23 protein-coding genes and 1 pseudogene are annotated in these 22,111 nt (G+C 63.4%); 16 read left to right on the top strand and 8 right to left on the bottom strand.

Annotated features, from left to right (window positions below; genetic code table 11):
• Positions 1–10 precede the first annotated feature (10 nt).
• Positions 11–1,000: a zinc-dependent alcohol dehydrogenase family protein gene (locus P0D73_RS41665; RefSeq protein WP_408177866.1), complete on the top strand. Its 990-nt coding sequence runs from the start codon at positions 11–13 to the stop codon at positions 998–1,000.
• 273 nt (positions 1,001–1,273) lie between these two features.
• Here the strand turns inward: P0D73_RS41665 and P0D73_RS41660 are convergent, their stop codons facing one another.
• Positions 1,274–2,110, bottom strand: coding sequence for a class I SAM-dependent methyltransferase (locus P0D73_RS41660; RefSeq protein WP_408177867.1), 837 nt, complete (start codon positions 2,108–2,110; stop codon positions 1,274–1,276).
• A gap of 231 nt (positions 2,111–2,341) precedes the next feature.
• On the opposite strand from P0D73_RS41660, the gene P0D73_RS41655 reads away from it, so the two are divergent.
• On the top strand, positions 2,342–3,388 hold the full coding sequence (locus P0D73_RS41655; protein WP_132381938.1) for an AraC family transcriptional regulator: 1,047 nt from the start codon (positions 2,342–2,344) through the stop codon (positions 3,386–3,388).
• Between the two features lie 45 nt (positions 3,389–3,433).
• Here P0D73_RS41655 and P0D73_RS41650 read toward each other — a convergent pair whose 3' ends face one another.
• From P0D73_RS41650 to P0D73_RS41635, 4 genes and pseudogenes are all read right to left on the bottom strand, one after another.
• Positions 3,434–3,550, bottom strand: coding sequence for a hypothetical protein (locus P0D73_RS41650; RefSeq protein WP_408286585.1), 117 nt, complete (start codon positions 3,548–3,550; stop codon positions 3,434–3,436).
• A 115-nt stretch (positions 3,551–3,665) separates the two neighbouring features.
• Positions 3,666–3,746 (bottom strand): annotated as a pseudogene (locus P0D73_RS41645) (DUF6632 domain-containing protein); the annotation flags it as partial.
• A gap of 110 nt (positions 3,747–3,856) precedes the next feature.
• Positions 3,857–4,252: a CopM family metallochaperone gene (gene copM / locus P0D73_RS41640; protein WP_408177869.1), complete on the bottom strand. Its 396-nt coding sequence runs from the start codon at positions 4,250–4,252 to the stop codon at positions 3,857–3,859.
• Between the two features lie 31 nt (positions 4,253–4,283).
• The gene (locus P0D73_RS41635) at positions 4,284–4,481 is read right to left on the bottom strand and encodes a heavy-metal-associated domain-containing protein (RefSeq protein WP_132381944.1); all 198 of its coding nucleotides are present in this window, start codon (positions 4,479–4,481) and stop codon (positions 4,284–4,286) included.
• A 170-nt stretch (positions 4,482–4,651) separates the two neighbouring features.
• On the opposite strand from P0D73_RS41635, the gene P0D73_RS41630 reads away from it, so the two are divergent.
• From P0D73_RS41630 to P0D73_RS41595, 8 genes are all read left to right on the top strand, one after another.
• Complete coding sequence (locus tag P0D73_RS41630; protein ID WP_408177870.1) at positions 4,652–5,074, top strand: hypothetical protein; 423 nt, start codon at positions 4,652–4,654, stop codon at positions 5,072–5,074.
• A 90-nt stretch (positions 5,075–5,164) separates the two neighbouring features.
• Positions 5,165–5,467, top strand: coding sequence for a hypothetical protein (locus P0D73_RS41625; RefSeq protein ID WP_408177871.1), 303 nt, complete (start codon positions 5,165–5,167; stop codon positions 5,465–5,467).
• On the top strand, positions 5,464–6,894 hold the full coding sequence (locus P0D73_RS41620) for a TolC family protein (RefSeq protein WP_408177872.1): 1,431 nt from the start codon (positions 5,464–5,466) through the stop codon (positions 6,892–6,894). The genes P0D73_RS41625 and P0D73_RS41620 overlap by 4 nt, the downstream gene beginning before the upstream one ends.
• A 1-nt stretch (position 6,895) precedes the next feature.
• The gene (locus tag P0D73_RS41615; protein ID WP_408177873.1) at positions 6,896–8,191 is read left to right on the top strand and encodes a multicopper oxidase family protein; all 1,296 of its coding nucleotides are present in this window, start codon (positions 6,896–6,898) and stop codon (positions 8,189–8,191) included.
• Between the two features lie 67 nt (positions 8,192–8,258).
• A complete protein-coding gene (locus P0D73_RS41610; RefSeq protein WP_408177898.1) occupies positions 8,259–8,597 on the top strand; it encodes a copper-binding protein in 339 nt (112 codons plus the stop codon).
• 316 nt (positions 8,598–8,913) lie between these two features.
• Positions 8,914–9,873, top strand: coding sequence for an O-fucosyltransferase family protein (locus P0D73_RS41605; RefSeq protein WP_408177874.1), 960 nt, complete (start codon positions 8,914–8,916; stop codon positions 9,871–9,873).
• Between the two features lie 159 nt (positions 9,874–10,032).
• Complete coding sequence (gene hmuQ / locus P0D73_RS41600) at positions 10,033–10,347, top strand: heme-degrading protein HmuQ (RefSeq protein WP_310816162.1); 315 nt, start codon at positions 10,033–10,035, stop codon at positions 10,345–10,347.
• Between the two features lie 203 nt (positions 10,348–10,550).
• Positions 10,551–11,558: a zinc-dependent alcohol dehydrogenase family protein gene (locus tag P0D73_RS41595; RefSeq protein ID WP_408177875.1), complete on the top strand. Its 1,008-nt coding sequence runs from the start codon at positions 10,551–10,553 to the stop codon at positions 11,556–11,558.
• Positions 11,559–11,641: 83 nt separating this feature from the next.
• On the opposite strand, the gene P0D73_RS41590 is transcribed toward P0D73_RS41595, so the two are convergent.
• From P0D73_RS41590 to P0D73_RS41580, 3 genes are all read right to left on the bottom strand, one after another.
• Positions 11,642–12,265 carry an ABC transporter ATP-binding protein gene (locus tag P0D73_RS41590; protein ID WP_408177876.1) on the bottom strand — a complete coding sequence of 208 codons (624 nt, stop codon included), beginning with the start codon at positions 12,263–12,265 and terminating at the stop codon, positions 11,642–11,644.
• A 124-nt stretch (positions 12,266–12,389) separates the two neighbouring features.
• Positions 12,390–13,232 carry a shikimate dehydrogenase family protein gene (locus P0D73_RS41585; RefSeq protein ID WP_408177877.1) on the bottom strand — a complete coding sequence of 281 codons (843 nt, stop codon included), beginning with the start codon at positions 13,230–13,232 and terminating at the stop codon, positions 12,390–12,392.
• Between the two features lie 148 nt (positions 13,233–13,380).
• A complete protein-coding gene (locus tag P0D73_RS41580) occupies positions 13,381–14,298 on the bottom strand; it encodes an NAD-dependent epimerase/dehydratase family protein (protein ID WP_132381964.1) in 918 nt (305 codons plus the stop codon).
• Between the two features lie 143 nt (positions 14,299–14,441).
• On the opposite strand from P0D73_RS41580, the gene P0D73_RS41575 reads away from it, so the two are divergent.
• The 6 genes from P0D73_RS41575 (at position 14,442) to P0D73_RS41550 (ending at position 22,071) form a co-directional block, all read left to right on the top strand.
• Positions 14,442–16,247 carry an FAD-dependent oxidoreductase gene (locus tag P0D73_RS41575; protein ID WP_408177878.1) on the top strand — a complete coding sequence of 602 codons (1,806 nt, stop codon included), beginning with the start codon at positions 14,442–14,444 and terminating at the stop codon, positions 16,245–16,247.
• 99 nt (positions 16,248–16,346) lie between these two features.
• Positions 16,347–18,131 carry an FAD-dependent oxidoreductase gene (locus P0D73_RS41570; protein ID WP_408177879.1) on the top strand — a complete coding sequence of 595 codons (1,785 nt, stop codon included), beginning with the start codon at positions 16,347–16,349 and terminating at the stop codon, positions 18,129–18,131.
• The gene (locus P0D73_RS41565; protein ID WP_132381971.1) at positions 18,131–18,742 is read left to right on the top strand and encodes an NIPSNAP family protein; all 612 of its coding nucleotides are present in this window, start codon (positions 18,131–18,133) and stop codon (positions 18,740–18,742) included. The genes P0D73_RS41570 and P0D73_RS41565 overlap by 1 nt, the downstream gene beginning before the upstream one ends.
• 40 nt (positions 18,743–18,782) lie before the next feature.
• Entirely contained in the window at positions 18,783–19,616 is an 834-nt protein-coding gene (locus P0D73_RS41560; RefSeq protein WP_408177880.1) for a sugar phosphate isomerase/epimerase family protein, read from the top strand.
• 117 nt (positions 19,617–19,733) lie between these two features.
• The gene (locus P0D73_RS41555) at positions 19,734–21,119 is read left to right on the top strand and encodes an MFS transporter (RefSeq protein WP_408177881.1); all 1,386 of its coding nucleotides are present in this window, start codon (positions 19,734–19,736) and stop codon (positions 21,117–21,119) included.
• Between the two features lie 97 nt (positions 21,120–21,216).
• Positions 21,217–22,071: an IclR family transcriptional regulator gene (locus P0D73_RS41550; protein WP_132381976.1), complete on the top strand. Its 855-nt coding sequence runs from the start codon at positions 21,217–21,219 to the stop codon at positions 22,069–22,071.
• Positions 22,072–22,111: the final 40 nt, after the last annotated feature.

The following is a 22,111-nucleotide window of genomic DNA, read 5'->3' as shown; positions in this document are numbered from 1 at the left end:
TGGAGGCTATATGGCGCGCGCGATCCGTTTTGATCGGCATGGTGGGCCCGACGTGCTGCGTATCGAAGACGTGGAGGTTCCACGGCCCGCAGCGGGCGAAGTTCAGATTCGTGTGAAGGCGTTGGGCCTGAACCGCGCCGAGGCGTTGCTGCGCGCGGGCACCTACATCGAGACACCGGCGTTGCCGTCCGGTCTCGGGCTCGAGGCGGCGGGCGTGGTCGCAGCGGTCGGTGCGGGTGTGGGGGATTTCGCGTCCGGCGATGCCGTCAGCATCGTGCCGCCGGTATCGATGGTACGCTGGCCGGCTCATGCCGAGCTGATCAATGTGCCGGCGGGGCGTGTGGTCAAGCACCCGTCGTCGCTCGGTTGGGAGGTAGCCGCGGCCCTTTGGATGCCCTACCTGACTGCCTACGGCGCGTTGATCGACATTGCCGGACTGAGGCGGGGCGAGTGGGTTGCTGTGACTGCGGCATCGAGCAGCGTCGGTCTGGCCGCGATCCAGATCGCCAACATGGTCGGCGCGAACCCGATTGCCGTGACGCGGACGTCTGCCAAGAAGGCGGCTTTGCTCGAGCAGGGCGCGGCTCATGTGATCGCTTCGGCTGAGGAAGATTTGGCTGCCAGATTGAGAGACGTTGCCGGGCCGGACGGCGTGAGGGTGGTGTTGGATCCGATCGGCGGTCCGATATTCGAGCCGCTCACGGCGGCGATGTCTCGCGGCGGCATGCTCATCGAATTCGGCGGCCTGAGCGCCGAGCCGACGCCGTTCCCGTTGTTCACCGTGCTGAGCAAGTCACTCACGCTGCGCGGCTACCTCGTGCACGAGATCCTGAGCGATCCGGCGCGCCTGGCGGCCGCCAAGGCGTTCATTCTCGATGGACTCGCGGCGGGGTCACTGAAGCCGGTCATTGCCGCCACATTTCCGTTCGAGCGCATCGTCGACGCGCATCGCTTTCTGGAGTCGAACGAACAATTGGGCAAGATCGTCGTGACGGTTTGACAACGGCGCGAAGTCAAACGGTCACGCGACCTTGCGGACATCCGGTTTCGTCCGGAAAGGACGAAGCCGGGAAAAATCGGGTTTGATGCAACGGTGAAGCCTAAGACATCAGCCCGAAGCTGGCGAGAACGAACCGAAGACCGAAGAAGCAAACGGACGAAAACAGCGGCAGGCCGAAAGCCAGCGACATACACCGCAAGCCGACGACGCTGGCCTTTGGCCATCGATTGAAAAAGTAGACAGCCGCGCCGGCCAGTACGCGGCCGACCCCGTTCATTGCCGCACCATCACGATCTCGAGATACTCGCTGGGCAGCACGAGTGTCCCGTCGCCGGAACGGTTGCGGCTTTCCATCAGCGTCATGAGATCGCGCTGGAAGGCCGCTTGCCGTTCGTCGTCCATCGCGGCGAATGCCTTGTTGATGGGGCCGTAATAAGTCCGGAATACCTCGAGCCAATGCGCGGGCGAGCGGTAACGGAACATGAATTCGCGGCTCGTTACGGCGACACTCCGCACATTCCCGTGAAAGAGTTCGTCGAGCCGCGCCCTGGTGCCCCACAATGCCGGCGACTTGAGGCCAGGCGGCGGAGGCAGGTATTTGCCGATCGTCTTGAACACCTGGCCGATGAAGCTATCGGGCGTCCAGTTCGCGAGACCGATCTTGCCGCCGGGTTTGCACACGCGCGCCAGTTCGCTTGCCGCCTTCTCCTGATTGGGCGTGAACATGACGCCGAAGGTCGACATGACGACATCGAAGGTGGCGTCCGCGTAGGGCAGCGCTTCGGCGTCGGCTTCGCGGAACTGCACCGTTGTCAGACCTTCCGCTCGCGCGCGAGCCTGACCCGCGTCGAGCAGCGAGGCCACGTAGTCGGTCGAATCGACATCGCACCAGCGGCGCGCGGCGGCGAGCGTGCCATTGCCGTTGCCGGCCGCGACATCGAGCACGCGGCTGCCGGCGCGTAGATCGAGTGCCTCGCACAAATTTTCTCCGACGATCTGCAACGTCGTGCCGACGACGGCGTAATTGCCCGTTTCCCACGCGGCGTGCTGGCGCGCTTTGACGTCAGCGAATTCGGAGGTGTGTGATGAAGAAGAATGGACTTCAGACATGGGGATGCTCCAGAGAAAAATTTGTGCGATGCACGCTAGTGTTATTGCGCCAGGACTTACGAATTCATGTGGTGCCTCCTTAACTGACGTTAAGTATTCGATTCATTCAAGATTCCTTAGCATTGTTGTAAGGGATTCGCATGGATGCTAGTATCAGTGCGGCTGTTGAATCGATGAATGACCAGGCGTCCAGATCTTTTGTGCAGGACGCCGAAGTTCCTGGAAACAATGATGGATGCGCTCTCCGACGTCCTCCGCCTGGTTCGCCTTGGTGGTGCGGTGTATCTAAACGGCGACTTCACTGCACCCTGGTGTTTGTACGGCCAGGCGAACGCAGCGTTGTGCGGCAGTTTCCTTCCCCCAGCGGAACGTATCGTCTCCTACCACCTGATCACCGAGGGCGGCTGCTGGGCTGCGCTCCCGGACGACCCTGAATCCGCCATTTACGTCGCTGCCGGCGAACTGCTCGTCGTGCCGCAAGGCGAAGCGCATCTGCTCGGCAGTTCGCTCGACATCACGCCTGGACCCACCGGCGAATTGCTCGAGAGTCAGCTGCGGAATTCACCGGGACAGTTGATGGCGCTTCGCTACGGCGGTGGTGGAGAGCGCACGCGTCTGGTGTGCGGCTTTCTCGCGTGCGACGACACGTTGAGCAACCCGGTGCTGTCCGCGCTGCCGCGCATCTTCAAGGTCGACATGCGCAACGACCCGCAGTCCGCGTGGCTCGAATCGTCGTTACGGTTCGCGGCGGCCGAGGCGGCGGAATGGCGCGTAGGCAGCGCGATCGTTCTCGCGCGTCTATCGGAACTGCTTTTCGTGGAGGCGGTGCGGCGTTGCATCGATGCGCTGCCGTCCGACCGGAAAGGCTGGCTGGCGGGCGTGGGGGATCGGTTTGTCGGTCGTGCGCTCGCGCTGATGCATGCGCAGCCGGCGCATGGTTGGACAGTCGACGAACTGGCGCGCAAAGCGGGCTTGTCCCGGTCCGCGCTGGCGCAGCGATTTACGCAGTTGCTCGGTCAGCCGCCTATGCAGTATCTCGCGCATTGGCGTTTGCAGATCGCCGCGCAGGAGTTGCGTGGCGGGACGAAGTCGCTGGCGGCGGTGGCGGATCAGGTAGGGTACGAGTCGGAGGCGGCGTTCAATCGGGCTTTCAAGCGGGAGTTCGGGATGCCGCCGGCGGGGTGGCGGCGGAGCCGGGGTGAGATGGCTGGTGTTTCTGCTGCTGCCGTTGCGGCGGCAGGCGGCGTGGACGGTGCGTTCGATGAAAGAGGTGCTTAGACGCCACGGCCGTGTAGGCGAAGCGGCAAGAATCTGAAATTAGCGTCACTCCCGTAGAAATCTGGCTTTGTCGCCGCGGGGAGTGAGCAGCCCTAAAACGAGCGCCGCGAGTAAAAGCGCCGGCACGTCTCCGAGAAGATGGCCGCGGTACGGGGCATTCATCAGGGCCTGGATCGCCATGATCCCGCCATGCACCACGCTCGACCACACCGCGAACCCAGATGAGGCTCAGATGAGCGAGTGGATTCAGGGCCGCGAAAATCAGGAACACACCCAGCGTGGCGTACATGCCGACAATCATCAGGGGATATTCCGAATGTCCCGTATGCCAGACCCAACCGTCGGGCCAGACGATCATTAGCGGGTAAAGTCCAATGGACGTGATGCCCGTCAAGACCAGCGCGACGCGTAGGTAATTGAGCCGCTGAGTGTCGGTCATGATCGTCTCCTTCGAATCGCGCCGGGCCCTCACTTCACCCCATGCTTCGCCTGCCAACTCTTCATGAATGCGATCTCGTCATGCTGCGCCTTGATGATGTTTCTGGCCAGCCGCTTCAGCGCCGGATCCTTGCCGTACTTCAACTCGACCTGCGCCATTTCGATCGCCCCTTGATGATGCGGAATCATGTGTGCGACAAAGTCCTTGTCGGCGTTGCCCGTATAGTCGGCGCTCATGTCCTGCATCATCTTGTCGTCGGCGGCCTTGAAAGCTTGCGTCGCATCGCCGGAGCCTGCATCCGCTGACTTGGACATGTCCATGCCGGGCATGGCGGCCGGTTGCTGGGCGTGGACGGGCACGGCCGCGACAGCAAACGCAAAGCCGCTGAAGAGGTAAAGGGCACGAAAGGCGCGAAGTTTTTTCATTGTGATTGTCCGTTGGGAAAAAGGTTGTCCATCAGGCTCTCAGCGACGGATGAAAGCCCGCCGCCTCGATGGCCTCGATGAGTTGTTCGGCTGCCAGCGTCGACGTGACCTTGACGATTTTAACGGGGACATCGACTTCGAGCTTCGCTGCAGGGTCGAGACTCGTGACTGCACGCGTGATGGCGTTGGCGCAACCGCCGCACGACATATCCGGGATGGCAAATTCCATTTCCTACCTCCAATGAAAAGTCATGACTCAAGCGTGGACCTTCCCACGGCGGTAAGGTCAAGCAGGTTTTCGTGATTGGCTGAAAACCGTAGCCGCGTACGCAAAGCCATCACGCGCGGCATCGTCCCAGCCTTACGATTTTGCAAACCTGCGTGCTAGACTTCGTACCCATGTCTTACTGGCGCAAACTCTTCACTGTCGTGCTGCTTGTGCTGAGCCTCCCGGTTCAGTCGTTCGCGGCCGTCTCCATGAAATGCGAGTCCTCGCATTCCGTGGGCGATGCGACGCCCGCGCGCCATGAGGCAGGCGGTGCAATGGCCCAGCATCACGACCATGTCGCGATGATGGCCAAGCAAGCCGACAATAGCGGCAGTACCCATCTTCAGCATCATGGTTCCGCGGGCGGCGAGCATCATGCGCACGCGTGCTCCACTTGCGCGTCCTGCTGTTTCGGCGGCGCGCTGCCGATCACGCCCGTTGCGTCCCCGTCCGCCAACGCGGTTCATTTCGCTGTTCCCCTGCCTCCCACTGTCCGCGTCGCGTCGTTTCTGACCGGCGGCGTCGAACGGCCTCCCCGCATTTCTCTCGTCTAGTTCTTTCGCAGCCTCACGCTGCGTTGTTCCATTTCGCCTTGATGGACGGCTGTGCGTCGTCCGTCATGGCCGTACTTGACGAGACGAATCATGCGAACGTTCATTGCGGCGCTGCTCGGCGCGACGGCATGTCTGCCGACGCTCGCGCATGCTACACCCATACTTCCCGAGCCGACGGACCCGGCGGCATCCGTGCCGGCGATCGATGCGCCCTCCGCGCTGGCCGACTATCGCCCATACCGTGAGCAGCAAGCGCCGAGCTGGCAAGCGCTCAATCGCGAGGTGACGAATCCAGCGGGGCACGCTGGAGCGAGCCACGGTTCGATGCAGTCGAGCAGCGCTGACGCTAAAGAAGACGGCCACGGTTCTGACCGCGAAGGGGCGGAAAAATGAGGCCGTGCCTGTTTCCAGCCACCCGCACAATTGGAATTGCCATCGCGGTGACGCTGCTCGCCGGCTGCGCGACGTTCTCGAACGACGGCGGCTTCGGCACGGTGTCGACCGCCGCGTCCGAGCGGCTCGGCAAAGACGCCGTACTGATAAAGACCGACGAGGATCGAAATGCCGTCGCCAACCGCACGCGAGAACTGCTTTCCGCGCCGCTCGGCATGGACGCCGCCGTCCAGATCGCGCTGCTGAACAACCGCGGTTTGCAGGCCTCGTACAGCGAACTGGGCATCGCCGAAGCGGACCTCGTTCAGGTCGGGCGCTTGCCGAATCCCGGCTTCTCGTTCAGCCGCACGCATGGTGGCGATGACCTGAGTATCAGCCGCACGTTCACGCTCGGCATGTTGCGCGTATTGACGATGCCGTTGACGACGCGCATCGAAAGCCGCCGTTTCGAACAGACTCGCTTGCTGGCCGCCAACGCCATGCTCGAGGTCGCCGCCGATGCGCGGCGCGCCTACCTCCGCGCAGTCGCTGCCACGCAATCGGCCGCCTACGCGGAGCAGGTGAAGGACGCGGCCGAGGCCAGTGCCGAACTCGCATGGCGCATGCAGCAGGCCGGCAACTTCAGCAAGCTCGATTACGCGCGCGAGCAGGCCTTCTACGCGGAAGCCATCGCGCAAGTGGCAAGAGCGCAACAGCAGTCGGTGTCCGCGCGAGAAAAGCTCACTCGCGTGATGGGCCTCTGGGGTTCGCAAGCGCACTACGCACTGCCCGAGCGTCTGCCGGATCTGCCTGCCACACGCCCGGAGTTGCGCGATCTGGAAACCTTTGCGATGCAAAACAGGCTCGACATCCAGGCCTCGAAACTGCAAACGCAAAGCGTGGCCAGTTCACTGGGCTTAAGCAAAGCGACGCGTTTCATCAACGTGCTGGACGTCGGCTATCAGAACAATTTCACGACTTCCGACGGGCGCGAGCAGGGCTACGAGATCGGCGTCGAGATTCCGGTTTTCGATTGGGGCAGCGCCAAAGTCGCGCGTGCCGAAGCGATCTACATGCAGTCGGCGAATCGCGTCGCACAGACCGCGATCAACGCGCGTTCCGAGGTGCGCGAAGCGTATTCCGCCTACGTGTCCGACTACGACCTCGCGAAGCACTATCGCGACGAAGTCGTGCCGCTGCGCAAGACCATCTCCGACGAGTTGCTGCTTCGCTACAACGGAATGCTCGCAAGCGTGTTCGAACTGCTCGCCGATTCACGTGACCAGATCGGCGCGGTGAATAGCGCTATCGACGCGCTGAAGGACTACTGGCTCGCGCAGGCCGATTTGCAACAGGCACTCGGCGGCCGTTTGCCGGTTGCCACTAACGCGACGCCACTCGCCTCCACGACGCAAACGGCGTCGTCCACTGAATCCGAAGGTCAATAGCATGATGTCACGTCGACATTTTATGAGCGGCTCGGGCGCCGCTTTGCTGGGAGCCGCGCTGGTGAGCAAGGCCGGCGCCGCGTCGCTGCCCGAAGCACCCACGATGGCCACAGCCTCGATGCAGCCGCCGCGCGCGCCGTCGAGTGGCCGGCCGTACATGCCGGTCGCCACGCTCAACGGATGGTCGTTGCCGTGGCGCATGAAGAACGGCTGGAAGGAGTTTCATCTGATCGCCGAACCGGTGGTGCGCGAACTCGCGCCCGGCATGAGCGCGAATCTGTGGGGCTACAACGGCCAGGCGCCGGGGCCGACCATCGAGGCGGTCGAAGGCGACAAGGTGCGCATCTTCGTGACCAACCGGTTGCCGGAGCACACCACGGTCCACTGGCACGGCATGCTGCTGCCGTGCGGCATGGACGGCGTGGGCGGCCTCACGCAGCCGCACATTCCACCGGGCAAGACCTTCGTCTACGAGTTTCAGCTGGAGAAGCACGGCACCTTCATGTATCACCCGCACGCCGACGAGATGGTGCAGATGGCGATGGGCATGATGGGGACGTTCATCGTCCATCCGAAAGATCCCGGCGTGATGCAGGTGGACCGCGACTTCGTGTTCATCATGTCCGCTTATGACATCGACCCCGGCAGCTTCACACCGCGCGTCAACGAGATGACCGACTTCAACATGTGGACGTGGAATGCGCGCGTGTTTCCGGGCATCGATTCATTGCCGGTGCGGGCGGGCGATCGTGTGCGGATTCGCGTCGGCAATCTGACCATGACGAATCACCCGATTCATCTGCACGGCTACCACTTCGAAGTGGTGGGCACCGACGGCGGCTGGATTCCGCCGTCCGCGCGCTGGCCCGAGGTCACCGCCGATGTCGCGGTCGGGCAGATGCGCGCCATCGAGTTCACCGCGAATCGTCCCGGCGATTGGGCATTTCATTGCCACAAGTCTCATCACACGATGAACGCGATGGGGCATCAGGTCCCGAGCATGATCGGCGTGCCGCAGCAAGACCTCGCCAAACGCATCAACCGGCTGGTGCCCGACTACATGGCGATGGGCAGTACCGGCGGGTCGATGGGGGCAATGGAGATGCCACTGCCCGACAACACACTTCCGATGATGACCGGCACTGGCCCATTCGGCGCACTGGAAATGGGCGGCATGTTTACGGTGGTGAAAGTGCGTGAAGGGCTGGGCCGCAACGACTACCGTGATCCGGGCTGGTTCAGGCATCCGAGGGGAACGGTGGCTTATGAATATACCGGTGAACTGCCGGACGGTTGACGTCGGCAGCGGCAGCGGCGGCAGCAGGTTGGCCGTGTGGATCGTATTTAACGTGGGAGTGTGTGAGATGAAGAATGGGTTGGCTTCGATGGTGATTGGTTGCGTGATCATGGTTTTCACTTCGGCGTACGCGGCGGGTGAAACCACTGACGCAGCGGCGAGCGCGCACGCCAGTGCGCAAGCCGCGATGTCTCATGGTGAAATCAGGAAGGTGGATAAAACTGCCGGCAAACTGACCATAAAACATGGTCCTCTGGAAAACCTCGGCATGGATGCGATGACGATGGTGTTCAAGGTGAAGGACGCGGCAATGCTCTCGCGGGTCAAGTCCGGCGACAGGATCGACTTCGTCGCGGACGAGGTGGACGGGGCGCTGACGGTGGTGAAACTGGAGAAGCGAGAGTAGTCACCACACGCGGGTTGTCTGCCTATCGCATTCTTGCTGAACGTGTCATACGGATAAACCATTACTGTTCGCGCGTTGCCGTTTGGATGCCTCCCGCACACCGTCTTATCGTCCGACGTTGCATGGCTTCGCCCACGTCATGCAACCGCCGCAACTCACGGGGAAGTCTTACCGATTCCTTTGTGCGCTAGCTCACTAAGACACGCGGAACTTACTCGCCCCAGGCGTTTGAGATGTTATGCTCGGACGTCATGAACTTCTTCATGCATAGACGCGTGCGAATTTAAAAATACCTAGATTTCATTAGGAGCCGGGCATGCTAAGAAAAGTAGTCGATCGGGCGAAACAGATCCGACGCAGCGAGGGGTTCAAGCATTCGGTCGCCACACCACGTCGCATTTCACTTCATGCCACGCAGCGATTAAACAGGGGAATCTTCGCCATCGAAATTCAGGAGAACTCTGGTTTTTTCTCCGTGATGCAGATGGTCCTGTTTATTCTGATGTATTGCGACGAGAAGTGTCTGACGCCGTGCATCAGCGCGCGCGGCGGCCTCTACGGAGACGCTGCAGGAGCGATCGACTGGTTCTCGTCCTTCTTCGAGTCCGTGAATGGCAAGGCGGCGGCGCCGTTCACGCACAAGGTGAGAAAGTCGACGGTTCGCGATCTGGTCCAGCTTGGGTTTCGTCAACGCTACGAGACTCAGCTTCAACTCAACAGCGCCAGCGAACTATTCTTCGCACATTACCGGCCAGCCGGCCATATCGGCGATGAAGTCGAAGCGATCTGCCAGAAGCTCGAGATCGGCGCGTCCACGCTCGGTGCGCATTTCAGAGGCACGGATAAATCGCTTGAGGCCATCCCGGTTTCATGGGGCGATTTCTGCCGCCACGTAGAAACGACGCTTGCGGAAAATCCGCACCTCGACAACGTCTTCGTTTCAAGCGACGAACAGGCGTTTCTGGACTTTTTCGTCGCCTGGCCGTTTAGCAAGCCGGTCAAAGTCGCTCCCGCTAAATTGCTCGCGTATGGCAATACGCCGGTTCATTTCAGCGGCTATCCGGGACTCGAAATCGGCCGTGAAGCGCTCGTCTCCAGTCTGCTGTTGTCCCGTTGCGGTTATCTGGTGAAGACGCCGTCCTATCTGTCGGCATGGTCCAGAATATTCAACCCGTCGCTGCCGGTAAAGCTCGTGTCGCCGCCGCGGCCGGACGCATTCTGGTTTCCCGACAGCCGTCTCTGGCTCGAACAGGTGGCGCAGGACAAGGCGGCCTGAACGCGGATGCGATCGGATCGCCTGGGTGGCTCGCAGTCGTGACATCGGTAGGAAGAATGGCGCGCATATAATGAAAGGCCGCCTGACGGGTTTGCGGGAACGTGTCGTTCGAGTCCGGCAAGCCGTCAGATACATCGTGACTGCAAAGAGGCCTTCAGCATGTACATTGCCATGAACCGTTTCAAAGTGACGCCCGGATCCGAAGCCGCCTTCGAACATCTGTGGACCACGCGCGATACGCACCTGAAAGAAGTGCCGGGTTTCGTGGAATTTCATCTGCTGAAGGGTCCACAGAAGGACGATCACGTTCTCTATTCCAGCCATACGATCTGGAAGGACTACGCGTCGTTCGAGGCGTGGACGAAATCCGACGCCTTTCGCGCCGCGCATCGCAGCGCAGGTGGCGACAACCGGGTGCTCTATCTCGGGCATCCGGAATTCGAAGGCTTCGAAGTCATTCAGACCGTCAAATGAATGCATGATCCTCGCGAGCGCCCCGTGCCATTCACGGGCGCCGTGAAGGGACTTCCCCCACTCATGATGAGCTTTCAGCGCGCGTTTCGCCCGCGCTAGCCTGTGCGCGTCCGACGACGCGCTGAGCAAGCTTGCGGTATTCTTTTGCGAGCATTTCGCCGCGACGCCTAACGCGCCGGCGCAACTCACAGAGGAACTGAAACATGAAAGCCGTCAAAATCGGTTCGCCCGCCACTGTCGCCAATCTCCAGGTCGTCGACATCGCCGATCCCGGTCAGCCCGCGGCGGGCCAGATTCGCGTGCGCATTCACGCGAACTCCTTGAATTTTCACGACTACGGCGTGGTGAGCGGCAATCTGCCGGCGGACGCAGGGCGGATTCCGATGGCGGACGGCGCGGGCGTCGTCGAGGCAGTCGGCGCGGGCGTGTCGGAATTCAAAGCGGGCGATCACGTGGTGTCGTGCTTCTTCCCGTTCTGGGAAAACGGGCCGCCTGCCATCGCCGATTTCAAGACCACACCCGGCGACGGCATCGACGGCTACGCACGCGAAGCCGTCGTGCTGCCGAGCCACTACTTCACGCACGCTCCGCGCGGCTATAGCCACGCCGAGTCCGCAACGTTGACCACAGCCGGGCTCACCGCATGGCGCGCGCTCGTCGTGGACGGCCAGTTGAAGGCCGGCAATACGGTGCTCGTGCTCGGTACCGGCGGCGTGTCTATTTTCGCCTTGCAGATGGCCAAAGCGATGGGCGCTTCGGTGATTGCCACGTCTTCATCGGACGCGAAGCTCGCCAGACTTCACGAGCTCGGAGCCGATCACACGATCAACTATCGCGACACTCCCGAATGGGGCAAGCAGGTCCGCTCGCTGACTGATGGCCGCGGTGTCGATCATGTGATCGAAGTGGGCGGTCCGGGGACTTTGCCGCAGTCGATCACCGCCTGCCGGATCGGCGGGCATATCGCGCTGATCGGCGTGTTGACCGGACGGGCAGGGCCGGTGCCGACCGCGGCGCTGATGGCGCGGCAGCAGCGTTTGCAGGGTTTGATCGTCGGTAGCCGTCAGGATCAGCGCGATATGATCCGGGCGCTCGAAGTGATGGGCATCAAGCCGGTGATCGACAGCACGTTCGAACTGGAGAAACTCGGCGAGGCGTTTTCGCACGAGGAATCCGGCGCTCACTTCGGGAAGATTTGCGTGGCGGTATAAGCGCTTCGTATGCGCGAGTGAACGCCGGGATGCCGTTTCGCTCGCGCTGTTTGTGGCGCTGCCAAGTGGCATGCAAGGGCGCGTTAGTCGTGCCTACCCAAGTCGGCGAAGTTGATGCTGCGCGCCTCGCACGCATCCGTAAAGACCTCGTCGTAGCTCGAGAAGAACACCGTGCGCGTTTGCGCCAGTGTCTTGAACAGATCGACCAGCACGGCGCGTGCGGCGGCGTCGAGTCCGCCGACGGGTTCATCCGCGATCAGCACCTGGGTTTCGCCAAGCACGGCAGCCGTCAGGAAAAACTTCTTGCGCGTACCGAACGACATCTGTTCAAAGCGTTTGTCGAGATGCGGCGTGAGGCCGAAGCGGTCCGCGAGCGACAGCGTGTCAGCGGTTACGGTGGTGTTTCTCGCCGATGCCACTTTGCTCAGATACTCGCGTCCGGTCTGATCCGAATAAGGCATGCAGTCTTCGGGCACGTAGGTGAGTACGGATTGCGCGGCGAGCGGTGCACTGCGCAGCGAATGGCCGCCGAGCCACACTTCGCCCGTATCGGGCTCGATCGTGCCCGCGAGGATGCCGAGCAATGTCGACTTGCCGCTGCCGGACTCATCGTTTAACGCGACGCATCCTGATGCCGTGTCGTAATGCAATCCCTGAAAGATGAGGCGTTCGCCGTAGCGCTTGCTGAGGTTTTCGAATCGAAGCATGGATTGGAGCGTGATTCAGGAGAAGACTCGCCGCATCGGGTCGCGCGGCAGATGTCTTCTACAGGTTGGCGTTGCGCAAGTGTAGCAGCGCAAGCCGCAGCCGCTGTCGCGTCCGAAGCTTCATTCACCGATCCGCATCCAGCAAAAACTCGACCATCCGGGCGCACACACGGCCGAACATTTGCGTGCCCGTCACAGTCGGGCATCCGCGCGCGCGGGCGGCTTCGATCAACGGCGTGAGCGGCGGCTTCGTCACCACGTCGCCGACGAACGTCGTGGCCGGCAGACGCGACACGTCGATAGGCGGCGGGTCGTCCGCTCGCATGCCGAGCGGCGACGCGTTGACGACCACGTCGTACGCATTCGCATCCACGGAAGCGGCCACACTATGCACCTCGCCTTGTCCGAGCGCATTCAACCGGCCGATCAGCGACGCCGTGCGTTCGGCATCGTTATCGCGCACGTCGAGCGACGCCACGCCGCCTTGAACCAGCGCATGTCCGATCGCGGAACCCGCGCCGCCCGCGCCGACCAGCAGCGCGCGTTTGCCGCGCAGATCGCAACCGGTATCGATGAGCGCGGCGACGAAGCCGGTGCCGTCGAACATGCCGCCATGCCAACTGCCGTCCGCCGTGCGGCGCAACGTGTTCACCGCGCCGAGAAAGCTCGCCTGTTCGGTGAGCGAGCCGCAATACCCGGTGGCGCTGAACTTGTGCGGCACGGTAATGATCACGCCGTCGACATTGCGCATGGGTGTCACGCCTGCAAAAAACGCGGGCAGGTCGGCGGGCGCGACGTGCGCGGGGACCACCAGCGCATCGCGTCCGGCGGCGCGCAAAGCGGCGGTCACGCCGGACGGCGAGCGTACCTGCGCGATCGGATCGCCGACGATGAAAATCACCCGTGTGGCGCCGCTGAGGCCTTCATCCAGCGAGGCGGAAAAAGAAGGGGCGTCGGGTTGCGTCATGTTGTATGTCTCCAGAGTGTTGCCCGGTTTTCATCTTGCGCGATGCCGGGCGATTTTGCTTGAGTGGGTTCGGCGCGAACGGATCCTTGACCGGTGGGTCCGTTCCTGCGAACTCTAACGTTTTGTGGAATAGCATTCAAGAATGAAATCATTTCGTATGAATGTGAAATGAAGCAGGTTGTCGATAGAAATCCACGGTCTGACGCAGTCCTTCGTCAAGCGACGTGTGCGGCAGATCGGGCAGCAACTCCTCAAGAGTTGGATCTACGGGGAACGACGTGGCGATCGGTAACGGCGCGCCGGTTGTATCGATACATGCGCCCGGCACGATCACGCCGATACGTTCGATGACCTGATCCACCGAAACGATGTCGCCCGCCAAGGTGAACACATGCGCGCCGCGCGGCGCTCGTACGAGAGCGGCTTCATAGGCGGCGGCGACATCGTCCGCGAAAACGAGGCCTGTCGAGCCGGTGAACGGAATCGTGTACGGCTCGCCGCGCGCCGCTGCGCGGCACGCGAGGCTCGGTCCAGCACTCGAACCCGTTTCGCGCCCTGCGCCATACACGACGAGAGGCCGGAAGCCGACGCTGGCAATGCCGTGGTCGTGCCAGTACGCGCGCGCCGCGCCTTCGCAGGCGAGCTTGAACGCGCCGTAAAAGGTCTGCGGAAAAGGCACGGCGCCGTCATCGGGTCCGAAGACGCCCGCGCTGCTCGCGTACAGCACATTCTTCAAGCCGGCCGCGCGCGCGGCTTCGAAAACATTGAGCGTGCCGATCAGATTGATTTGCGCGCCGCGCACCGGATCGAGCGCGCAAGCCGGCGTGAGCACGCCCGCGAGATGAATCACCGCGTCGCAGCCGTTCAGTGCGCGCGACACATCGGCTGGATTCGCCATGTCGCCGCTCGCCCATTGCGCTGTTGCGGCCTGCTCAGGCGCGAGCGCTTCCAGCAGGCGCGTGTCGGCGCGCAGATCGAACGCCCGCACGCTGATGCCTTTGCGGAGCAGGCGTCGCATGATCCACGCCCCCAGAAACCCGCTTCCTCCCGTCACCAATACGCGCATCGTCTTTCCTCCGTGAGTGCAGAAGTATTTTGCATTTTTGCATTTGTGGAATAGTATTCCGAAAGCAAAGCAAATTCTACAGATGTCGACGAGCTGCGACGAACTACGCGTCGGGGCCTAGACAAGGAGCAAAGGAGCAGGACATGGTGGAGACACTCAGCGGATTGCAGCAGAACGAAACGTTCGACGTCGTGGTGATCGGCGCCGGCGGGGCAGGGATGTCGGCGGCGCTGTTCGCTGCCATCGAAGGCGCCCGCGTTTTGCTGGTGGAAAGCACCGAATACGTGGGCGGCACGACAGCCTATTCGGCCGGCACAACGTGGATTCCCGACTCGATGCACGGCCCTTCCGTCAATCCGGACGACAGCAGCGCCAACGCCGAGGCTTTTCTGCGCCGCGCGGTGGGAGAGCGCAGCAGCGAGGCGTTGCGTCGCGCGTTTCTGGCCGCCGGCCCGCAGGCCGTCGCGCATATCGAGGCGAATTCGGATGTGAAATATCGGGCGAGGCCGTTTCATCCAGACTATCTGTCCGAACTCGAAGGCTCGACTTTACGAGGCCGCGCGCTGGAGCCGCTCGCTTTCGACGGCCGCAAGCTCGGCAAGCACTTCGCGCTGATCCGTCCGCCGATTCCCGAGTTCACGGTGCTCGGCGGCATGATGGTGGATCGCGACGACGTCGGTCATTTGCTCGGCATGACGAAGTCGCTCAAGTCCCTGCGCCACGCCGTGAAGCTGCTCGCGCGCCACGCTTGCGACCGCATGAGTTGGCCGCGCGGCACGCGTCTCGTAATGGGCAATGCGCTGATCGGCCGTCTGCTTTATTCGCTGCTGGCTCGCAACGTCACCGTGCTGGTGAGCACGAAACTCGAAGCGCTGCGCACCGGCGCAAACGGCAGTGTCGACGGAATCACGTTGAGCCAGAACGGCCAGCGGCGTCAAATCGCGGTGACGGGTGGCGTGATTCTCGCAAGCGGCGGCTTCAACCGGCATCCGCAACGGCGCAGCGCGATGCTGCCGGGCGTCGATCCGAGCTGGTGTCCCGGCGCGCCGGGACACACCGGCAGCGCGCACGATCTCGCGCTCGCCATCGGCGCACGTTATGGCGAAGGCGCGTTGAGCAACGCGTTCTGGGCGCCGGTCTCCGTACGCAAGCGCAAGGATGGCACGACCGCGGTGTTCCCTCACTTTCTGATGGATCGCGGCAAGCCCGGCATGGTGGTCGTCAATCAGGCGGGCAAGCGCTTCCTCAACGAAAACACTTCGTATCACCTGTTCGGTATCGCGATGCAGGAGGCGCATCGCCAGTCGCCGTGCGTGCCTGCGTATCTCGTCACGGATGCCGAAGGCTTGCGCAAATACGGTCTCGGCATGGTGCGTCCCGGTGGCAAAGGCATCGCCCCATTTCTCGCCGACGGCTATCTGACACGCGCCGATACGCTCGACGAACTCGCGGGCAAGCTGGACATCGACCCACGTGGATTGACCGATAGCGTCGCGCGCATCGACGAATACGCGCAGACCGGCGTGGATGCGGATTTTCAGCGCGGCGCGACCGACTATCAGCGCGCTAACGGCGACGCAAACTGGCCGGGACCGAATCCTTGCCTCGGGCCGATCGGCCGCGCGCCGTTCTACGCGGTGCGGCTCTATCCCGGCGACATCGGCGCGGCTACCGGACTGGCCAGCGATCAGCACGCCCGCGTGCTGGGTCGCGACGATCAACCTATCGGCGGCTTGTACGCATGCGGCAACGACATGCAATCGGTGATGGGCGGCGTGTATCCCGGACCCGGCATCACGTTGGGACCTGGACTCGCGTTTGCCTATCTCGCCGGCCGCGACGCGGCTGCGTGCGCCCAAACCGCTTCGGCCGCGCGGACCTCGTCGGCGGCGTGGTCGGAACCCGCTGACGTAAGCCCACAGCGGGCCAAAGAGAAAATCTTCCGATGAACCAGGGGTGAGCCTGGTTTGAATGAAGTTATAGAATGGAATAGTATTCAACAAACAGATCGGAGACGATCTCTTCCCAACCGACGAAACGAACTGGTAATGAAGCGCGATCCGATACTCGAATGTGATGTGCTGGTGCTGGGTTCCGGCGCGGGCGGCCTCTCCACCGCGGTCACCGCCGCGACGCGCGGGCTGCGCGTGATGGTGGCGGAAAAAGCCGCGGTGTTCGGCGGTACGACCGCATGGTCGGGCGGCTGGATGTGGATTCCCGGCAACCCGCTCGCAACGCGCGCAGGCATTGTCGAGGAACCCGAAGCATCGCGCACGTATCTGCGCAACGAACTCGGCGCGCACTTCGATGCGGACAAGGTCGACGCGTTGCTCGACTACGGTCCCGAGATGATCGAGTTCTTCGAACGCAATACGTCCATGCGTTTCGTCGACGGCAACCGCATTCCCGATTTTCATACCACGCCCGGCGCCGTGAGCGGCGGCCGCTCGGTGTGCGCAATGCCGTTCGACGGCCGCGAACTCGGGCCGCTGATCGAGCGGTTGCGCGAGCCGCTCGGCGTGGTGACGCTCAAAGGCATGGCGATCGGTTCAGGGCAGGACCTCGCGCATTTCTTCAACGCCACGCGTTCAGTGCGCGCCGCATGGCACGTGCTGCGCAGGCTCGCGGTGTTCGCGGGCCACAAGCTGCGTTACGGCCGATCCATGCATCTGGTGAACGGGAATGCGCTGGTCGCGCGACTGCTCAAATCCGCGGCCGATCTCGGCGTCGATCTGCGCACCAACGCCGAGGCCGTCGCGTTGCTGCGCGAGGCGGGCAGCGTGGTGGGCGCACGTGTCGAGATCGACGGCGTGCCGCATGAGGTGCGCGCCGCGCGTGGCGTGGTGCTGGCTTGCGGCGGTTATCCCCACGACCTCGCGCGCCGTGCGCAAACTTTTTCCTATACGCCGTCGGGGCGCGAGCACTGGTCCGCCGCGCCGCTCACCAATACCGGCGACGGCATTCGCCTCGGCGAATCGATCGGTGCGCGCTTCGATGCTTCGCTCGAAACGCCCGCAGCCTGGGCGCCGGTCTCGCTCGTGCCGCAAGGCGAGGGGCGCGCGGACGTCGCGTTTCCGCATCTGATCGAGCGCGCGAAGCCGGGCGTGATCGCGGTGACGCGCGCGGGCCAGCGCTTCGTCAATGAAGCCTCGTCGTATCACGATTTCGTCAGCGCGCTGATCGGTACCACCCCTGCCGGTGAGGAGGTCTGCGCGTGGCTGGTTTGCGATCATCGTTTCCAGCGGCGCTACGGGCTGGGCTTCTCGAAGCCGTTTCCGTTTCCCACCGCGCCGTATCGCCGCTCGGGTTATCTGAAATGCGCCGACAGTCTTGCCGAACTCGCCGCGCAATGCGGCATCGATCGATATGGATTGGAGAGCACCGTGGCGGCCTATAACAGCTACGCGAAGGATGGCTTCGACCCGCAGTTCCACAAGGGCTCGACGCCGTACAACCGCGTGCAGGGCGACGCGCGGCACGCGCCGAGTCCGTGTCTCGCGCCGCTCGAAGACGGGCCGTTCTATGCGGTCAAGCTGCTGCCCGGCAGCCTCGGCACGTTTGCGGGCCTCGCCACCGATGCCACTGCTCGCGTGCTCGATCACGCGGGCCAGGCCGTCGCAGGCCTCTACGCGGTCGGCAACGACAGCGCCAGCATGATGGGCGGCTGCTACCCGAGCGGCGGCATCACGCTCGGCCCGGCGATGACCTTCGGTTATCTCGCGGGCCTTTCCATCGCCGGAGAAGCTCGCGCGGCGCACGTAGCGCAAGACGCATCTAACCCGGCCGCCTTGAACACCACGAACACCATCATTCAGCCACAAGGACACATGTAATGACGCTCTACGACGTAGTGACACTGACGGTGAAGATCGGCGCGAACGCGCAGGTCTTCGAAAGCATTCAGGCAAGCGGCGATCAACCGGGCTCGAAGCTGCTCGGCTGCTGGCATTCCGATATCGGCGCGCTTGGCCAGGTGCTGGTGCTGCGCGGCTTCGATTCGGAAGCCGCGTTGATCACGGAGCGCAAACGCATGCTGCTCGAAGGCAACCCGTTCGGCTGCGGTGAATTCGTCACGGACGTGAAGATCGACAGCTATTCGCTCTTTCCGTTTCTGCCGCCGATCGAACCGGCCGTATACGGCGGCATCTACGAGATGCGTGTTTATGGCACGAAGCTCGCGAGCCTGCAGCACACCATCGACGCGTGGGAGAAAGCGGTGCCCGAGCGGACGCAGCGTTCGCCGCTGGTCGGCGCGATGTATTCGCTCGACGGCAACGTGCCGCGTTTTCTGAACATCTGGCCGTATGCGAGCGTCGACGAACGTTCGCGGATTCGCGCCGAAGCGGTGAAGGACGGCATCTGGCCGCCCAAGGGCGGCCCCGCGCACCTGACCACGATGGAGTCGACGATCTGCGTGCCGGCGCCGTTCTCGCCGTTGCGCTGAGCGCGGACCCGCGGAGATGAAATCGAACTCAGGAAATGACATGACCCAGCACAACTCACGGGCGCTCTCGCTATCGGCGTTGACCGTGCTCGAACTGAGCCCGTCGCAAATGGTGGAGTGCGCGGCCGAGGCAGGCTACGGCTTCGTCGGGCTGCGCCTGTTGCCTGCCACGGATCACGAAGTACGCCACGACATCATCGGCACGACGCCGTTGAAGCGCGAGACGCTTGCGTGTTTGCGCGACACCGGCGTCAAGGTGCTCGACGTCGAGATTCTGCGGCTCAAGCCCGATACCGATGTGGCCGCATACAAGCCGATGCTCGATACCGTCGCCGAAATTGGCGCGCGCTACGTACTCGTTGCGGGCAACGATCCTGACGAAGCGCGCACCGCGGAGCATCTCGCGCAACTCTGCGATCTGGCTGCGCCGCTCGGCCTATCGCCTTCGCTCGAACCGATGCCATGGACCGAAGTGAAGGACATCACGCAGGGCGCGCGCATCGTCAAGGCGGCGGCACGGCGCAATACCGGCCTGATCGTCGACCCGATTCACTTCGACCGCGCGGGTTCATCGACCGACGCATTGCGCGCGTTGCCACGCGAATACTTCGGCTATGTGCAGTTTTGCGACGCACCGGCCGAGCGTCCTGCCGACCTCGACACGCTGCTCTACCAGGCGCGTTGCGAGCGTCTGATTCCGGGCGAGGGCGGCCTCGACCTTGGCGGCATTCTGCGCGCGCTGCCGGATCATTTGCCGATCAGTATCGAAGTGCCGACCCAACGGTGGGCTCAAACCGCGCCCGCGGTGGAGCGCGCCCGCAAGCTGCGCGAGGCGACGCTCGCCGTACTCGAACGGACCTATGCGATGACGTAGTCGGTTTCATCTTCGTTCGAGCCGGTCCGCCGAAGCGCACGCCAAAGATGTCGCGCGGCATGAGACCGGCAACCTCAATCGATAGCGATAACGATAACAACAGTCCGGAGACACCTGATGGAACCTTTACTCAAGGCGCCGCGGAAACCCGCGTCCGCTTCGCGCGTCATCGACGTGCAGCAGTTGCTCGACGAACAACCCGTCGGGCGCTTTCAGATTCTCGTGTTGTTGATGTGCATGTTCATCGTCACGCTCGACGGACTCGATACCGTGATGGTCGGTTTCATCGCGCCGGCTTTGTCGAGCGCGTGGGCGATTCCGCGTGACGCGCTCGGTCCGGTGATGAGCGGCGGCCTGCTCGGTCTCGCGTTTGGCGCGCTGTGCGCGGGGCCGCTCGCGGACCGCTTCGGCCGCAAGACAGTGATGACGGGCGCGGTGCTGTTCTTCGGCGTCTGGAGTCTCGGCTCCGCCTTCGCGAGCAACATCAGCGAACTCACGGTGCTGCGCTTTCTCACAGGCCTCGGTCTCGGCGCATCCATGCCCAACGCCGCCACGCTGATGGCCGAATACGCGCCGCAACGCTGCCGCGCGCTGATGGTGACGACGGTGTTTTGCGGCTTCACGCTCGGCGCGGCCGGCGGCGGGTTCGTGAGCGCATGGCTGATCGCGTCGCACGGCTGGCATTCGGTGCTGATTCTCGGTGGCGTCCTGCCGATTCTCTACGTGCCGCTGATGATCAAATGGCTGCCCGAATCCGCGCGCTTTCTGGCGCTCAAGGAAACGCGCCGCGCGCGGCTCGTGACGGTGATGAACCGCCTCGAACCCGGCAGCGCCGATCAGTCCACGCGCTTCGTCGCGCATGACACGCCGCGGTGCGAACGCAGCCCGGTCCGTTTGATCCTGTCGCGCGACTACGCATTCGGCACGGTGATGCTGTGGGTCTGCTACTTCGCCGGCTTGTTGACCGTGTATCTGCTCGGCAGCTGGCTGCCGACGCTGATTCGCGGCGCGGGCTTCACGCTCGCCGAAGCGGCGGTGGTCGGCGCGCTGTTTCAGGCGGGCGGCACGATCGGCTCGCTGGCGATCGGCTGGCAGATGGACCGTTTCAATCCGCATCGGGCGCTGGGCGCAACCGTGTTCATGGGCGGCGTGCTGGCGTGGTACATGGGCTTGCCCGGCCACGGCATCACCGCGATCAGCGTGCTGGCGTTCGGCATGGGCTACTGCATGAACGGCTCCAACACGGGATTCTGCGCGTTGGCGGCGGGCTCCTATCCGACCCGCATGCGCGCCACCGGCACGAGCTGGATGCTCGGCATCGGCCGCTTCGGCGGGATTGCGGGGGCGATGCTGGGCGCCGGCATGCTGCACGCGAACTGGGGCTTCGGCCAGGTGTTCACGTCGCTCGCGCTGCCGGCCGCGGTCGGCGCGGCGGCGGTGCTGCTCAAGGGCGCACGCCATCGCGGGCCGGTGCTGCAGGTCAGCGCGGGCATCGGACACTGAGGTCAGCGAGATTCATTGGCGCATCGTGCGGGCGCTCTTGAGTTCCGATATGGAATCGTGTTCTCATTCGGTATCGAAATCGAATCGAGAGTGCAACATGGCGGGGAATCTGGAGCGGGCGCTGGCCATCATCGAATTGCTGGCGAAGCAGGGCGGCAGCATGCAGTTGGCCGCGATCGCCGACACGCTGAATATTCCGCGCAGCGGCACCCATCGCCTGCTGGCCGAATTGAGCGAGGAGGGCTACGTGCGGCAGGACGAGCACGGCGAATACGTGCTGGCGCTCAAACTGGTGTCGCTCGCGCTGATGTGGCTGTCCACCGGCGGCGTGCTGGATATTTCGCAGCCGGTGCTCGACCGGCTGGCGGCCGCGTCGGGCGAACTGGCGCGGTTGGGAGTGGTGGAGGACGATCACATCACGTTCGTCGGCAAGGCGCAGGGCGCCAAATCCGGCTTGCGCTACGACCCGGACATGGGCAGCCAGCCGCCGCTGCATTGCACGGCGAGCGGCCAAGCGTGGCTCGCCACCATGAGCGACGAGGAAGCGCTCGAACTCGTGTCGCGTCAGGGCGGCATCGGCAAGGCGGGCCCGCGCGGCCCGAAGGCGCCGAAGACGATCCAGCAGTTCCTGCAGGACCTGGCGGGCGCGCGCAAGCGCGGCTACGGCGTCGCCAGCGAAACCTACGAGGCGGGCATGACTTCGATGGCGGCGGCGATCCGTCATCCGTTGACGGGGCTGGTGGTGGGGATCGTCAGTCTCGCGGGCCCGACCAGCCGTTTGCCGGAAGCGCGCCTGAAAGAGCTGGCGCCGGCCTTGCTCGAAGCCGCGTCGGATATGGGCGCGGCCACCATGAGTTCGCCGTATTTCAAGCGCAGTCTGCGCGTGGCGCCGGTGGCGGCCGTGGTGCAGCCGGTCGAGCCGAAGCGCAAAGGACGGCCGCGTGCCGCTTGAGTGTCGAGCGGCCTGCCACTTGCCCGCGCCGCGTCAAATT

Origin of the sequence: Paraburkholderia sp. RL18-101-BIB-B, assembly GCF_046026985.1 — a bacterium.
Lineage (GTDB): Bacteria > Pseudomonadota > Gammaproteobacteria > Burkholderiales > Burkholderiaceae > Paraburkholderia.
Note: the sequence above shows the minus strand (reverse complement) of the source record. Positions and strands in the feature narration are given on the sequence as shown.